This is a genomic window from Pseudomonas sp. NFACC14 (genome assembly GCF_900106885.1).
Classification (GTDB): domain Bacteria; phylum Pseudomonadota; class Gammaproteobacteria; order Pseudomonadales; family Pseudomonadaceae; genus Aquipseudomonas; species Aquipseudomonas fluorescens_AA.
This window is the reverse complement of record NZ_FNOA01000001.1, coordinates 538,499-553,098: the sequence shown is the minus strand read 5'-3', so window position 1 is coordinate 553,098 and position 14,600 is coordinate 538,499. Positions and strand designations below refer to the sequence as shown.

13 protein-coding genes are annotated in these 14,600 nt (G+C 60.6%); 10 read left to right on the top strand and 3 right to left on the bottom strand.

All coding sequences use genetic code 11. The features are described 5' to 3' along the window. Positions 1-85: 85 nt before the first annotated feature. Positions 86-2,002, top strand: a complete 1,917-nt coding sequence (locus tag BLU85_RS02665; RefSeq protein WP_092197785.1) for an ATP-binding cassette domain-containing protein — start codon at positions 86-88, stop codon at positions 2,000-2,002. A 122-nt stretch (positions 2,003-2,124) separates the two neighbouring features. Here the strand turns inward: BLU85_RS02665 and BLU85_RS02660 are convergent, their stop codons facing one another. Then, complete coding sequence (locus BLU85_RS02660) at positions 2,125-2,565, bottom strand: universal stress protein (protein WP_060738415.1); 441 nt, start codon at positions 2,563-2,565, stop codon at positions 2,125-2,127. A gap of 101 nt (positions 2,566-2,666) precedes the next feature. Between BLU85_RS02660 and BLU85_RS02655 the strand changes: the two genes are divergently transcribed. The 7 genes from BLU85_RS02655 (at position 2,667) to BLU85_RS02625 (ending at position 11,218) form a co-directional block, all read left to right on the top strand. Then, positions 2,667-3,104, top strand: coding sequence for a hypothetical protein (locus BLU85_RS02655; RefSeq protein ID WP_092197359.1), 438 nt, complete (start codon positions 2,667-2,669; stop codon positions 3,102-3,104). A 591-nt stretch (positions 3,105-3,695) separates the two neighbouring features. Beyond that, positions 3,696-5,843, top strand: coding sequence for a fatty acid oxidation complex subunit alpha FadB (gene fadB, locus BLU85_RS02650; RefSeq protein ID WP_092197357.1), 2,148 nt, complete (start codon positions 3,696-3,698; stop codon positions 5,841-5,843). A gap of 31 nt (positions 5,844-5,874) precedes the next feature. Next, positions 5,875-7,050, top strand: coding sequence for an acetyl-CoA C-acyltransferase FadA (gene fadA, locus BLU85_RS02645; RefSeq protein ID WP_092197355.1), 1,176 nt, complete (start codon positions 5,875-5,877; stop codon positions 7,048-7,050). A gap of 108 nt (positions 7,051-7,158) precedes the next feature. After that, entirely contained in the window at positions 7,159-7,395 is a 237-nt protein-coding gene (locus BLU85_RS02640; RefSeq protein WP_025212748.1) for a DUF1653 domain-containing protein, read from the top strand. A 115-nt stretch (positions 7,396-7,510) separates the two neighbouring features. Further along, positions 7,511-10,123, top strand: a complete 2,613-nt coding sequence (gene topA, locus BLU85_RS02635; protein ID WP_092197353.1) for a type I DNA topoisomerase — start codon at positions 7,511-7,513, stop codon at positions 10,121-10,123. 230 nt (positions 10,124-10,353) lie between these two features. After that, positions 10,354-10,878: a DUF6586 family protein gene (locus BLU85_RS02630; RefSeq protein ID WP_092197351.1), complete on the top strand. Its 525-nt coding sequence runs from the start codon at positions 10,354-10,356 to the stop codon at positions 10,876-10,878. 106 nt (positions 10,879-10,984) lie between these two features. Further along, entirely contained in the window at positions 10,985-11,218 is a 234-nt protein-coding gene (locus BLU85_RS02625; RefSeq protein ID WP_003183419.1) for a hypothetical protein, read from the top strand. A gap of 71 nt (positions 11,219-11,289) precedes the next feature. Here BLU85_RS02625 and sulA read toward each other — a convergent pair whose 3' ends face one another. After that, positions 11,290-11,763: an SOS-induced cell division inhibitor SulA gene (sulA, locus tag BLU85_RS02620; RefSeq protein ID WP_060738408.1), complete on the bottom strand. Its 474-nt coding sequence runs from the start codon at positions 11,761-11,763 to the stop codon at positions 11,290-11,292. Positions 11,764-11,773: 10 nt separating this feature from the next. Next, on the bottom strand, positions 11,774-12,382 hold the full coding sequence (lexA, locus tag BLU85_RS02615; RefSeq protein ID WP_003199651.1) for a transcriptional repressor LexA: 609 nt from the start codon (positions 12,380-12,382) through the stop codon (positions 11,774-11,776). Between the two features lie 241 nt (positions 12,383-12,623). On the opposite strand from lexA, the gene BLU85_RS02610 reads away from it, so the two are divergent. Next, entirely contained in the window at positions 12,624-13,331 is a 708-nt protein-coding gene (locus BLU85_RS02610) for a TetR/AcrR family transcriptional regulator (protein ID WP_092197349.1), read from the top strand. Between the two features lie 183 nt (positions 13,332-13,514). Then, complete coding sequence (nagZ, locus tag BLU85_RS02605) at positions 13,515-14,513, top strand: beta-N-acetylhexosaminidase (RefSeq protein ID WP_170847544.1); 999 nt, start codon at positions 13,515-13,517, stop codon at positions 14,511-14,513. The last annotated feature ends 87 nt before the right edge of the window (positions 14,514-14,600 follow it).

Sequence of the window (14,600 nt, the reverse complement as noted above, 5' to 3'; positions counted from 1 at the left end):
CATGCAGAGTGCTTCAGTGGCGAAATTGGCGGACCCTTGAGGCCTCATCTCAGGTAGAATGCGCGCCCGGTTTTTGGAGAAGCTCATGACCCTGCTCAAATTCAGCGATGTGTCCCTTGCGTTCGGCGCTATGCCGTTGTTGGACAAGGTGTCCTGGCAGATCGCCCGTGGTGAGCGGGTGTGCATCATCGGCCGAAACGGCACTGGCAAGTCCAGCATGATGAAGCTGGTCAAGGGCGATCAAAAGCCCGACGACGGCTCGGTCTGGCGTGCGCCAGGCCTGAAAATCGGAGAATTGCCCCAGGAACTGCCGGTGGCCGACGAGCGGACCGTATTCGATGTGGTCGCCGAAGGCCTGGACGGTGTCGGCGCGCTGCTGGCCGAGTATCACCACCTGAGCCAGAACATCGTCACCGATGCCGACCTGGACAAGTTGATGCACGTGCAGCACGACCTCGAAGCCCGTGATGGCTGGCGGTTGCAGCAATTGGTCGACAGCACCCTGAGCCGCCTGCAATTGCCGGCCGACAAGACCCTCGCCGAGTTGTCCGGCGGTTGGCGTCGCCGCGTCCTGCTGGCCCAGGCCCTGGTCTCCGAGCCGGACCTGCTGCTGCTCGACGAACCGACCAACCACTTGGACATCGGCGCCATCGCCTGGCTTGAAGAAGCCCTGAAAGACTTCCAGGGGGCGGTGCTGTTCATCACCCACGACCGTTCCTTCCTGCAGAACCTGGCGACGCGCATCCTTGAATTGGACCGTGGCGGCCTGATCGACTGGAACGGCGACTACGCCAGCTTCCTGGTGCACAAGGAAGCGGCGCTGGCAGCGGAAGAAACCGCTAACGCGCTGTTCGATAAGAAGCTGGCCCAGGAAGAAGTCTGGATTCGCCAGGGCATCAAGGCGCGTCGCACCCGCAACGAAGGCCGTGTGCGCGCACTCAAGGCGTTGCGCGTGGAGCGCAGCGAGCGTCGCGAGCGCACCGGCAAGGCCAACATTCAGTTGGACACCGCTGACAAGTCCGGCAAGCAGGTGATGGTTCTTGAGAACGTGAGTTTCGCGCACCCTGGCGGTCCGTTCCTGATCAAGGACTTTTCCATGGTGCTGCAGCGTGGCGATCGAATCGGCCTGCTGGGCGCCAACGGCACTGGCAAGACCACCCTGCTCAAGCTGATGCTCGGCGGCCTGGTGCCCACCAGCGGCAAGGTGGAAGAGGGCACGAAGATCGACGTCGCCTACTTCGACCAGTTACGTCATCAACTGGACCTGGAAAAGACCGTGATCGACAACGTGGCCGAAGGCCGCGATTTCATCGACATCGATGGCCAGAGCCGCCATGTGCTGAGCTACCTCGGCGATTTCCTGTTCAGCCCCCAGCGTGCCCGTACGCCGGTCAAGGCGTTGTCGGGTGGTGAGCGTGCCCGTCTGTTGCTGGCCAAGTTGTTCAGCAAGCCGGCGAACCTGCTGGTGCTCGACGAGCCCACCAACGACCTGGACGTGGAAACCCTGGAATTGCTGGAAGAGGTGTTGCTGACCTTCAACGGCACCGTTCTGATGGTCAGTCACGACCGGGCATTCCTCGATAACGTGGTCACCAGTACCCTGGTGTTCGAAGGCGAAGGCCTGGTTCGCGAATACGTCGGTGGCTATCAGGACTGGCTGCGCCAGGGCGGCTCGCCGCGTCTGCTGGGGGTCACCGAGAGCAAGTCCGGCAAGGCCGACCTGAACTCGGCCGTGGTCAAGGCCGAGCCTGCGCCGGTTGCCGCGGCAGCCCCGGCCCCAGCGAAGAAAAAGCTCAGCTACAAGCTGCAGCGCGAGCTGGAAGCCTTGCCGGGTGATATCGACGCGAAGGAGCAGCAGATCGCAGCGGTAGAAGCTGAAATGGCCGAGGCCGGGTTCTACCAGCGTCCTGCTGCCGAAACCGCCAAGGTGATTGCGCACCTGGAGCAACTGCAGGCCGAGCTGGATGCATTGGTCGAGCGCTGGGCCGAGCTGGACGCTTGAGCCATTGAGATGGAAATCCCACCCTGTGGGAGCGAGCTTGCTCGCGATAGCGGTAGATCGGCAGCATTGATGCTGACTGTCACACCGCTATCGCGAGCAAGCTCGCTCCCACAGGTTTAGGTTTATGTGCGCTTGACCAGATGCACCGCCAGCACATCGCAAGGCGCGCCATGTAGCACATCGTTGGCGGTCGAGCCCAGCAGCAGCGCCAAGCCGTGACGACCATGGCTGCCGACGACAATCAGGTCGCAACCCTGTTCCTTGGCCAGGTGATGGATCTCCTGGCGCGGCTGGCCGTAGGTCAGGTGACTGAATTCCTTCTTCAGGGCCGGGTATTTCACGATCAGTCGGTCAAGGCGTTCCTTGGCCTGGTCGAATTGCTGCTGCTGCAACTGGGAAAGGTCCATCGGCACGTCGCCGCCGAAGGCCATGGCCATCGGTTCGACGATATGCACCAGTGACAGCTGGGTGTCTCGGCCTTCGCAGAGGGCGAGGGCGCGCTTGACGACCGGATCGCATTCTTCAGTGAGGTCAACGGCGACCAGAACGTGGTTGTAGTACATGGAAGGCACTCCAGAGAATTGCGATACGGTAAGTATGGCTGGTTTCAAGCGCATTGACGCGACCTGGGTCAATGGGCTCATCAGAATCGGGGAGTACGAATATGACGGTCTGGATAGTGCTGTCAATCCTGTTGGTGGTGTTAAGTCCGCTGGCATGGTTGCGTCCGTCCCGTTTACAGAACGGTCGCATGGCCCTGCGCATGGAAGCGCGACGCCTGGGCCTGGCCATGCAACTGGCGCCACAGGAGTGGCCGCACTGGCTCGGCCAACAGCCGCCAAACCCCTGTGCCCAGTACTATCGGCCTCGCCGCGGCAGCCAGCCGGCCTGCTGGAGCTACTGGCAAACTGCGCCGGGCGTCTGGGCCAATCAGTGGCGGGAAGTCTGCCTGGATGAGTCCCTGCTCAATCATTTCGAAAAATTGCCGGCCAACGTCTACAAAATTGAAGCCGACCGGCAAATGATCGCCTTGTATTGGGGCGAGAAAGGCGAAGCCACTGTTTTGCAGGATATTGCCGAAGTCCTAAAGGCGTTGGCCTGATCCGCCGTAGGAGCTGTCGAGCGCAGCGAGGCTGCGATCTTTCCAGGCTCAATTGAATCTTGAGTGAAAGATCAAAAGATCGCAGCCTTCGGCAGCTCCTACGGACATAAAAAAGCCCGACAGTTTCATCGGGCGGGTTGGCCAGGCAGGCCGGTAATCCATCTCGTGTCAGGGCGTGCGTTCGCAGCGCCCTTCATTTCCGCAGCATTCAATCGCATCCCGACAGCGTAGTCGGCTGGATCCGATTTGTCTGGAATTAGGGCGATTTTTCTAATTATTGATTCTATGAATGGCTGCTCATGCGGCGCCGTGTTGTGGATCCGTAGGGTACGGAAATGACCGTAAAGTCGCGTTCACGCCTATGTTTAGGGCGATTGACAATTGTCGGAAATTCCGTGAAGGTGACGTACCCAAATCAAACGGGCGTATGAATTGAGCGTTTGTATTTTCAGACGGCTCCTACAGACCCCGACTATCGCGTTGACGGGTGTGCCTGGCGGATTGGCGTAGCATCGACGGTAACGTCAGTGTCGAACCAGCGGTCAGCGTCCAACGTGTACTGTTCAGCTTCCATATCGTGGAGATCAGTTGATGATTTACGAAGGTAAAGCCATCACGGTTAAGGCTCTTGAAAGTGGCATCGTCGAACTGAAATTCGACCTCAAGGGTGAGTCCGTCAACAAGTTCAACCGTCTAACCCTGAATGAATTGCGTCAGGCCGTAGACACTATCAAGGCAGATGCTTCGATCAAGGGTGTGATCGTCAGCAGCGGCAAGGACGTGTTCATCGTTGGTGCCGACATCACCGAATTCGTCGACAACTTCAAGCTGCCCGATGCCGAACTGATCGCTGGCAACCTCGAAGCCAACCGTATTTTCAGCGATTTCGAAGACCTCAACGTACCGACCGTCGCGGCCATCAACGGTATCGCCTTGGGTGGCGGCCTGGAAATGTGCCTGGCGGCGGATTACCGCGTCATGGCCACCACGGCCAAGATCGGCCTGCCGGAAGTCAAGCTGGGCATCTACCCGGGCTTTGGCGGCACCGTGCGCCTGCCGCGCCTGATCGGCGCCGACAACGCTATCGAATGGATTGCCGCCGGCAAGGAAAACCGTGCCGAGGACGCGCTGAAAGTCGGTGCCGTGGATGCCGTGGTCGAACCTGGCAAGCTCCAGGAAGCGGCCCTTGAAACCATCAAGCGTGCCATCAGCGGCGAGTTCGACTACAAAGCCAAGCGCCAGCCTAAGCTGGAGAAGCTCAAGCTCAACGCCATCGAACAAATGATGGCCTTCGAAACCGCCAAGGGTTTCGTGGCCGGTCAGGCAGGCCCGAATTACCCGGCGCCGGTCGAAGCGATCAAGACCATCCAGAAAGCCGCGAATTTCGGTCGCGACAAAGCCCTGGAAGTCGAGGCCGCCGGCTTCGTCAAGCTGGCCAAGACCTCGGCCGCACAAAGCCTGATCGGTCTGTTCCTCAATGACCAGGAACTGAAGAAAAAGGCCAAGGCCTACGACGAAATCGCCCGTGACGTGAAGCAGGCCGCCGTGCTCGGCGCCGGTATCATGGGCGGCGGCATCGCCTATCAGTCGGCGTCCAAAGGCACGCCGATCCTGATGAAGGACATCAACGAACACGGGATCGAGCAGGGCCTGGCCGAAGCCGCCAAGCTGCTGGTCGGCCGCGTCGACAAGGGCCGGATGACCGCCGCGAAGATGGCCGAAGTGCTCAACGGCATTCGTCCGACCCTGTCCTATGGCGATTTCGGCCATGTCGACCTGGTGGTCGAAGCGGTTGTCGAGAACCCGAAGGTCAAGCAGGCGGTACTGGCTGAAGTCGAAGACAAAGTCAAAGAGGACACCATCCTCGCCTCGAACACCTCGACCATCTCCATTTCGCTGCTGGCCAAGGCCCTCAAGCGTCCGGAAAACTTCGTCGGCATGCACTTCTTCAACCCGGTGCACATGATGCCGCTGGTGGAAGTGATCCGTGGCGAGAAGTCCAGCGAACTGGCCGTAGCCACCACCGTGGCCTACGCCAAGAAAATGGGCAAGAACCCGATCGTCGTCAACGACTGCCCGGGCTTTTTGGTCAACCGCGTGCTGTTTCCGTACTTCGGCGGCTTCGCCAAGCTGGTCAGCGCCGGTGTGGACTTCGTGCGCATCGACAAGATCATGGAAAAATTCGGCTGGCCGATGGGGCCGGCGTACCTGATGGACGTGGTCGGCATCGACACCGGCCACCACGGTCGCGACGTCATGGCTGAAGGCTTCCCGGACCGCATGAAGGATGACCGTCGTTCGGCCGTCGACGTGCTCTACGAAGCCAAGCGCCTGGGCCAGAAGAACGGCAAGGGCTTCTACGCCTACGAGACCGACAAGCGCGGCAAGCAGAAGAAAGTCGCCGACTCGTCGGTGCTGGAAGTGCTCAAGCCGATCGTCTACGAGCAGCGCGAAGTCACCGACGAGGACATCATCAACTGGATGATGATCCCGCTGTGCCTCGAAACCGTGCGCTGCCTGGAAGACGGCATTGTCGAAACCGCCGCCGAAGCCGACATGGGCCTGGTCTACGGTATCGGTTTCCCTCCATTCCGTGGCGGTGCGCTGCGTTACATCGATTCGATCGGTGTGGCCGAGTTCGTTGCCCTGGCTGACCAGTACGCTGATCTGGGCGCGCTGTACCACCCGACCGCGAAGCTGCGTGAGATGGCCAAGAACGGCCAGCGTTTCTTCGGTTAAGCGCCCAACGACTAGAGCGAGAGAACATTTTATGAGCTTGAATCCTAGAGACGTCGTGATTGTCGACTTCGGTCGTACGCCGATGGGCCGCTCCAAGGGCGGCATGCACCGCAACACCCGCGCCGAAGACATGTCGGCGCACCTGATCAGCAAGCTGCTGGAGCGCAACGTCAAGGTCGACCCCAACGAAGTCGAAGACGTGATCTGGGGCTGTGTGAACCAGACCCTGGAGCAGGGCTGGAACATCGCCCGCATGGCCTCGCTGATGACCCAGATTCCTCACACCGCGGCGGGCCAGACTGTCAGCCGCCTGTGCGGTTCGTCCATGAGCGCACTGCACACCGCCGCCCAGGCGATCATGACCGGCAACGGCGATGTGTTCGTCGTCGGTGGTGTCGAGCACATGGGCCACGTGAGCATGATGCACGGTGTCGATCCGAACCCGCACATGTCGCTGTACGCGGCAAAAGCCTCGGGCATGATGGGCCTGACTGCGGAAATGCTGGGCAAAATGCACGGCATCACCCGCGAACAGCAGGACGCCTTCGGCGTGCGCTCCCACCAGCTCGCCCACAAGGCGACCGTGGAAGGCAAGTTCAAGGATGAGATCATCCCGATGCAGGGCTACGACGAGAACGGCTTCCTGAAGCTGTTCGACTACGACGAAACCATTCGTCCGGAAACTACCCTGGAAAGCCTGGCGACCCTCAAGCCGGCCTTCAATCCGAAGGGCGGCACCGTGACAGCCGGTACTTCATCGCAGATCACCGACGGTGCCTCGTGCATGATCGTGATGTCGGCCCAGCGTGCCCAGGACCTGGGGATCCAGCCGATGGCGGTGATTCGTTCGATGGCAGTGGCGGGTGTGGACCCGGCGATCATGGGCTATGGTCCAGTGCCGGCCACGCAGAAAGCCTTGAAGCGCGCAGGCCTGGGTATTGCCGATATCGACTTCTTCGAGCTCAACGAAGCTTTCGCCGCACAGGCCCTGCCCGTGCTGAAAGATTTGAAAGTGCTCGACAAGATGAACGAGAAGGTTAACCTGCACGGCGGCGCGATCGCCCTGGGTCACCCGTTCGGTTGCTCCGGTGCGCGTATCTCCGGCACGCTGCTCAACGTCATGAAGCAGAATGGCGGCACCTTCGGTGTGTCCACCATGTGCATTGGCCTCGGCCAGGGCATCGCCACTGTCTTCGAACGCGTCTAAGCGTTGCGTCGATGGAAGCCGGGGCCAAGTGCCCCGGTTTTTGTTTTTTCCGGGTTTAGTAGAAAAATTTTGTTTTTATTTTGAAAAGATTTGAGTGAGGGCCAAGACATGCCGATACAACCTGGGCTCTACCAGCATTACAAAGGTCCGCAGTACCGCGTATTCAGCATCGCGCGGCATTCCGAGACCGAAGAAGAAGTGGTGTTCTATCAAGCCCTGTATGGCGATTACGGCTTTTGGGTACGTCCCTTGAGCATGTTCCAGGAGTCCGTCGAGGTTGACGGCGAACAGGTGCCACGCTTTGCTTTGGTGCAGGCCGAGGAGAGCATTTTTTCCAAGCCTTGAGGCCGGTATGCGGGCAACCCTGCGCTTGACCTCACCTTGCAGCCACTATATATAGCGGTGCCGCGTCAGGCGCCAACCGCCTTTCACTTTTTAGAATTCAGGAATTTTCTGATCCATGGGCAAATCGCTGGTCATTGTGGAATCCCCGGCTAAGGCCAAGACCATCAACAAGTATCTGGGCAACCAATACGTGGTGAAGTCGAGTATCGGCCATATCCGAGACCTGCCCACCAGCGGTTCGGCTAGCGCCAGCAAGGAGCCAGCCGCCAAGCGCGGCAAGGCTGCCGCCGGTGAAGCGCCGGCGCTGTCGCCCAAGGACAAGGCGCGCAAGCAGCTGGTTTCGCGCATGGGGGTCGATCCGGAACACGGCTGGAAAGCCAAATACGAGATCCTCCCTGGCAAGGAAAAGGTCATCGAAGAGCTGCGCCGGCTCGCCAAGGATGCCGACACCATCTATCTCGCGACGGACTTGGACCGCGAAGGGGAAGCCATTGCCTGGCACCTGCGCGAAGCCATCGGTGGGGATGACAGCCGCTACAAGCGCGTGGTGTTCAACGAAATTACCAAGAAGGCCATCCAGGAAGCCTTCTCCCAACCGGGCGAGCTGGATATCGATCGGGTCAACGCCCAGCAGGCGCGTCGCTTCCTCGACCGCGTGGTGGGCTACATGGTCTCGCCGCTGCTGTGGGCCAAGATCGCCCGCGGCCTGTCGGCCGGGCGAGTGCAGTCGGTCGCCGTGAAGCTGGTGGTGGAGCGCGAGCGCGAGATCCGCGCGTTCATCCCTGAAGAGTACTGGGAAGTCCACGCCGACCTCGGCACCGCCAAGGGCGCGACCGTGCGCTTCGACGTGGCTCGCGAGAAGGGCGAGGCCTTCAAGCCACTCAACGAAGCCCAGGCCATGGCGGCGCTGGAGAAGCTCAAGGCTTCCAGCTACAGCATCGTCAAGCGCGAAGACAAGCCGACCAGCAGCAAGCCGTCGGCGCCGTTCATCACCTCCACGCTGCAACAGGCCGCGAGCAACCGCCTGGGCTTTGGCGTGAAGAAAACCATGATGATGGCCCAGCGTCTGTACGAAGCCGGCTACATCACCTATATGCGTACCGACTCGACCAACCTGTCGGCCGATGCCGTGGCGATGGCGCGTACTTATATAGAAAGCGAGTTCGGCAAGAAGTACCTGCCGGACACGCCGAACGTCTACAGCAGCAAGGAAGGCGCGCAGGAGGCTCACGAAGCGATTCGTCCGTCCGATGCCAACACCGAGCCAAGCAAGCTGTCGGGCATGGAGCGCGATGCCGAGCGTCTCTACGAGCTGATCTGGCGCCAGTTCCTGGCTTGCCAGATGCTGCCGGCGCAATACCTGTCGACCACCGTCAGCGTCGGTGCCGGTGACTTCGAGTTGCGTGCCAAGGGCCGCATCCTGAAGTTCGACGGCTACACCCGCGTCATGCCGCAAATCACCAAGCCTGGGGATGACGACGTCCTGCCGGACATGGCCCAGGGCGACGAGATGAAGCTGATCAAGCTCGATCCGACCCAGCACTTCACCAAGCCGCCGGCCCGTTACTCCGAAGCCAGCCTGGTCAAGGAAATGGAAAAGCGCGGCATCGGTCGTCCTTCGACCTACGCCGCCATCATTTCCACCATCCAGGACCGCGGTTATGTGGCGCTGCACAACCGTCGTTTCTATTCGGAAAAGATGGGTGACATCGTCACCGAGCGTTTGTCCGAGAGCTTCTCGAACCTGATGGACTACGGCTTCACCGCCGGCATGGAAGAGAACCTCGACGATGTGGCCCAGGGCGAGCGGGACTGGAAAAACGTACTCGACGAGTTCTACGGCGACTTCAAGAAAAAACTTGAAGTGGCGGAGAGCCCGGACAACGGCATGCGGGCCAACCAGCCGGTCATGACCGACATCCCGTGCCTGACCTGCGGACGTCCGATGCAAATCCGTACCGCCTCGACCGGTGTCTTCCTCGGCTGCTCGGGTTACAGCCTGCCGCCCAAGGAACGCTGCAAGGCGACGGTCAACCTGGTGCCGGGCGACGAAATCGCCGCGGACGACGAGGGCGAATCGGAATCCCTGGTGCTGCGTGGCAAGCATCGCTGCCCGATCTGCAGCACGGCGATGGATGCCTACCTGCTGGATGAGAAGCGCAAGCTGCACATCTGCGGTAACAATCCGGACTGTGCCGGCTACGAGATTGAGGAGGGCACTTATCGCATCAAGGGTTACGAAGGCCCGAGCCTGGAGTGCGACAAGTGTGGCAGCGAGATGCAGCTCAAGACCGGCCGTTTCGGCAAGTTCTTCGGCTGCACCAACCCGACCTGCAAAAACACGCGCAAACTGCTCAAGAGCGGTGACGCGGCGCCGCCGAAGATGGACCCGGTGAAAATGCCGGAGCTCAAGTGCGAGAAGGTCAACGACACCTATATCTTGCGTGACGGCGCTTCCGGCCTGTTCCTGGCAGCCAGCCAGTTCCCGAAAAACCGCGAGACCCGTGCACCGTTGGTGATGGAAATCCTCCCGCACAAGGATGAGATCGATCCGAAGTACCATTTCCTCTGTGAGGCACCGCAGAAGGATCCGGACGGGCGCCCTGCGGTCATTCGCTACAGCCGCAAGACCAAGGAGCAGTACGTGCAGACCGAAGTCGACGGCAAGCCGACCGGCTGGAAGGCGTACTACGATGGCGGTAAATGGACCGTTGAAGACAAGCGCTGATTGGTTGTCTGGAGTGCGGGGGTGAGGCTCTTGTGGCGAGGGAGCTTGCTCCCGCTGGTGGCGCAGCCGCCCTCTACAATCGCTAAATCCGCATGGACCTGACAAAAAGGCCGCATGACAACCCATAGGTTTTCATGCGGCCTTTTTGTTTTTGGCTTGCAGTGGCCTCGGTTGATCCACGACACTGTCGCACTTGCGTGAAGCTTTCATTTCGTTGGGGAGATGCCGCCATGGCCCACGAACTCTATACCCGCACCAATCAGAAAATCTATTTCGCCGGCCTGTCGCTCGAAGCACTCACCAGGGCCGAGGACGGGCGTACGATGAATTCCCCGGCGCTGCTCCAGGCAGGACGTGAGTCCGCGCTGTTTCATCTGTACGGTGCGTTGTTGGGGTTGTGCCATGAAATCGCTGGTTTCTATCGCCTGCCACAAGCGAATGCCCCGCGAGCCGAGCTGCTGTTGACCCGCGAAGTGCTGGAAACCATCGCGATTCCGGAGTTGGCCGAAATGGTCGAACTGGCGCATAACCCGGAAACCTGGCTTGCGAAGCTATTGGCGGCCCATGCGGCGCTGTTCGAGCCGCCCCGGGCCCCGCGCAAGCCCAAGGGGGACGTGACCCAACCGTTGATCGTGGCGGTCAATCTGGATGAGCAAGACCCGGAGCAGGAGCTGAGCCGGGAGGAACTGGAGAGCTGGCGCCAGAACCTCAAGGGCCTGGCGATACGCTTTCGTGAAGGGTTGAACGAGTGCTGAGTTTCCCCTTGGCCCGTTACGTTCGTTGATAACGCTTGGTCAAGATCCCGAGCGGAGCCTGGCCGATGACTATATAATCCTCGCCTTTGGTGGAGAACAGACTTTTATGCCTACGTCCTTTCTAGAAATTGTCGAACTTCCTGATGGCCGCATCGAGCTGCGCAGGGCCGAGGACGAGGGTTCTCTGGTTACCTTGAACTTCTCCGAAGATGCCAAGGTATTCCTCCAGGGCCAACACGTCGAAGTCGCCAAGGCGATGCTGAGCGTGGGCGTCCAGATGGCAGGTCGCCTGGTTGAAGGCGAATTCAACAAGGAAGAGGGGCCGCGGGTTCTTCACTGATCCCGTCTGTCGGCTTTTTTGAATAGTGTGGCTGGTCGGCTTCTCTACTTTGGAGAAGCCCCGCGTTTGTCTTAGCCCAATCGAATATTCAAGCTTTGTGCGTCCCCGGTGCGGGCGGCGCTGATCAACTGTTGCCGTGCGGCCGTGGTCAATGGGTTGAGCCAGCTGACTACGGTGTGACTACGGCCCAGGCGCAAGGCCTCGCAAGTCAACTGTTGGGCGCTTTGGGTGCCACGTGGTTGCAGCAACAGGATGCGCTCACGGTTCAGGCCGGCGTCCCGCAGCCAGGCTTGGGTAACGCTGGCCGGTGGAGCGATCAGCGTCAACCAGCGAGCATCCTGGTCCTGGCTGAGTTCTCGCAAGATGGGCGCCAGCAGGTTCAGGCAGTTTCCGGCCGCACCACGTAACGACAGTTCGCTGAAGGCCTCGGGTTCGACGCCCCAGGGCGATTCGATGACCTCTTTCAGGACTGGAACCAGCGGTTGGGCCATGAATGCCTCGAACAGCGGAAGTTGTGTGTGTTGTGGTGTGTGAGGGAACTGCATAAAGCCTCCTTTAGCGGCGAATGACGCCGACACTCAAGCCTTCGATGACCAGGTCCTGATCTTTCAGGTTCACTTCGATGGGGGCGAACTCCGGGTTCTCGGCAATGAGCCAGACCTTGCTGCCATCGCGCTTGAAGCGCTTGACGGTCACCTCGTCGCCGATTCGCGCCACCACGATCTGGCCATTGCGGGCTTCGCGGGTGGTGTGGACGGCCAGGAGGTCACCGTCGAAGATGCCGATGTCCTTCATGCTCATACCGTGTACACGGAGCAGGTAGTCGGCCCGGGGATGAAAGAACGAAGGGTTGATGTTGCAGGACTCCTCGACGTGCTGCTGGGCAAGGATCGGTGCACCCGCCGCGACCCGGCCGATGATCGGCAGGGTGGTTTCGTCGGCCTTGGCTTCGAAGCCGGGGATACGAATGCCACGGGATGCGCCCGGGGTCATTTCGATTGCGCCCTTGCGCGCCAGCGCCTTGAGGTGTTCTTCAGCGGCGTTGGGCGACTTGAAACCCAGTTCCTGGGCGATTTCCGCACGGGTCGGCGGGTAGCCGTTGTCTTCGAGGCAGCGTTTGATGAAGGCCAGAATCTCTGCTTGGCGTGGCGTCAGCTTTAGCATATTGATCGCTCTGTCTTTTTATACAGTGACTGGGATTATATACAGTGAACGCCGCTTGGCAATCCTCCTTTTTCCACCGGCCGCTGGACGGTCGGTCAGGTTGTTGGATGGGGCGGGGCTACCGCCTGTGAAAAGGTGTGGTTAAATACGTGACCGGGCGTTCGCAAAACGCCCCGGCAGGCTTGACAACCCCTAGGCTGAAACGTATGTTTCAAACAAGTGTTTGTCAGGCGGAGTAACCATGGCCCAGTCGGAAACCGTTGAACGCATTCTCGATGCTGCCGAGCAGTTGTTCGCGGAAAAAGGTTTCGCCGAAACCTCATTGCGTCTGATCACCAGCAAGGCCGGGGTCAACCTGGCGGCGGTGAACTATCACTTCGGCTCGAAAAAGGCCTTGATCCAAGCGGTCTTCTCGCGCTTCCTCGGGCCTTTCTGCCTCAGCCTCGATCGTGAACTGGAGCGGCGCCAGGCCAAGCCTGACATCAAGCCTACCCTGGAAGAGCTGCTGGAAATCCTGGTCGAGCAAGCCCTTGTCGTGCAACCGCGCAGCGGCAACGACCTGTCCATTTTCATGCGCCTGCTGGGCCTGGCCTTCAGCCAGAGCCAGGGCCACCTGCGGCGTTATCTGGAAGACATGTACGGCAAGGTGTTTCGTCGCTACATGCTGTTGGTCAACGAAGCCGCACCGCGCATTCCGCCCATCGAGTTGTTCTGGCGGGTGCACTTCATGCTCGGCGCCGCCGCGTTCAGCATGTCCGGGATCAAGGCGCTGCGGGCCATCGCTGAAACCGATTTTGGCGTGAACACCTCGATCGAGCAGGTGATGCGCCTGATGGTGCCGTTCCTCGCCGCCGGCATGCGTGCCGAGAGTGGCGTCACCGATGAGGCCATGGCGGCCGCGCAACTGCGTCCACGCAGCAAATCGACGCCGGCGCTGGCCAAGGCTTGAGTACACGGGTGGGCGCGGCTGCCCACATCCGCTAAGCTAGCCGCCCATGCCGACTCTCGTTTCGAACCCGTTCCATTCTTTAGTGCATGACCGCGATCTGCCGGGCCCTGGGCCTGGCAGTTTGCTCATGCCTGTGTCGTCGCTCGGGTTCATCGTTATTAAGGAAATGCTATGACTGCTGGCCTGCAAGGCTCGTTGATGGTGGACGTCGCTGGTACCTGGCTGACGGCTGAAGATCGCCACCTGTTGCGCCAGCCAGAGGTAGGCGGCTTGATCATTTTTGCCCGCAATATCGAGCATCCGCGGCAAGTGCGTGAACTGAGCGCGTCGATCCGCGCCATCCGTCCCGACCTTTTACTGGCGGTGGACCAGGAAGGTGGCCGCGTTCAGCGGCTGCGCCAGGGTTTTGTGCGGTTGCCGGCGATGCGGGCGATAGCCGACAACCCGAACGCCGAATACCTGGCCGAGCAGTGCGGCTGGATCATGGCCACCGAAGTGCTGGCGGTCGGTCTCGACTTGAGTTTCGCTCCGGTGCTGGATCTCGACTATCAGCGCAGCGCTGTCGTCGGCAGTCGTTCCTTCGAAGGCGACCCCGAGCGCGCGGCGTTGCTGGCCGGTGCCTTCATCCGTGGCATGAATGCCGCCGGCATGGCAGCCACCGGCAAGCACTTCCCGGGGCATGGCTGGGCCGAGGCCGATTCCCATGTGGCGATTCCGACCGATGAACGCAGCCTCGAACAGATTCGGGCCAACGACCTGGTACCGTTTGCCAGGCTGAGCAAGCAACTGGCCGCCGTGATGCCGGCCCATGTCATCTATCCGCAGGTTGACGCCAATCCAGCCGGGTTTTCCCGTCGCTGGTTGCAGGACATCCTGCGCGGCGAGTTGCAATTCGAGGGCGTGATCTTCAGTGATGACCTGTCGATGGCCGGTGCGCATGTGGTCGGTGATGCCGCCAGTCGTATCGAGGCGGCGTTGGCGGCGGGTTGCGACATGGGGCTAGTGTGTAATGATCGCGCCGCCGCGGAGTTGGCCTTGGGCGCCGCCCAGCGCCTGAAGGTCAAGCCTTCGGCGCGGATCGCCCGTATGCGCGGCCAGGCCTGTGCTTCCACGGACTACCGCCAGGACCCTCGCTGGTTGGTGGCGCTCGGCGCGCTGAGGGCTGCCCAGCTGATTGATTAGCGCTGAGCAATGTAGGAAGGCAGTACAGTCAACATCTACGCCCGCTGAACCACCGCTATCGCGAGCAAGCTCGCTCCCACATTGGAA

Bases quoted from the DNA above. Each gene is read 5' to 3' on its own strand.
- BLU85_RS02610 (WP_092197349.1), top strand. From the start codon at position 12,624: ATGGCCCAGTCGGAAACCGTTGAACGCATTCTCGATGCTGCCGAGCAG.
- fadB (WP_092197357.1), top strand. From the start codon at position 3,696: ATGATTTACGAAGGTAAAGCCATCACGGTTAAGGCTCTTGAAAGTGGC.
- BLU85_RS02630 (WP_092197351.1), top strand. From the start codon at position 10,354: ATGGCCCACGAACTCTATACCCGCACCAATCAGAAAATCTATTTCGCC.
- BLU85_RS02640 (WP_025212748.1), top strand. From the start codon at position 7,159: ATGCCGATACAACCTGGGCTCTACCAGCATTACAAAGGTCCGCAGTAC.
- BLU85_RS02660 (WP_060738415.1), bottom strand. From the start codon at position 2,565: ATGTACTACAACCACGTTCTGGTCGCCGTTGACCTCACTGAAGAATGC.
- BLU85_RS02625 (WP_003183419.1), top strand. From the start codon at position 10,985: ATGCCTACGTCCTTTCTAGAAATTGTCGAACTTCCTGATGGCCGCATC.
- fadA (WP_092197355.1), top strand. From the start codon at position 5,875: ATGAGCTTGAATCCTAGAGACGTCGTGATTGTCGACTTCGGTCGTACG.
- sulA (WP_060738408.1), bottom strand. From the start codon at position 11,763: ATGCAGTTCCCTCACACACCACAACACACACAACTTCCGCTGTTCGAG.
- lexA (WP_003199651.1), bottom strand. From the start codon at position 12,382: ATGCTAAAGCTGACGCCACGCCAAGCAGAGATTCTGGCCTTCATCAAA.
- BLU85_RS02665 (WP_092197785.1), top strand. From the start codon at position 86: ATGACCCTGCTCAAATTCAGCGATGTGTCCCTTGCGTTCGGCGCTATG.
- BLU85_RS02655 (WP_092197359.1), top strand. From the start codon at position 2,667: ATGACGGTCTGGATAGTGCTGTCAATCCTGTTGGTGGTGTTAAGTCCG.
- topA (WP_092197353.1), top strand. From the start codon at position 7,511: ATGGGCAAATCGCTGGTCATTGTGGAATCCCCGGCTAAGGCCAAGACC.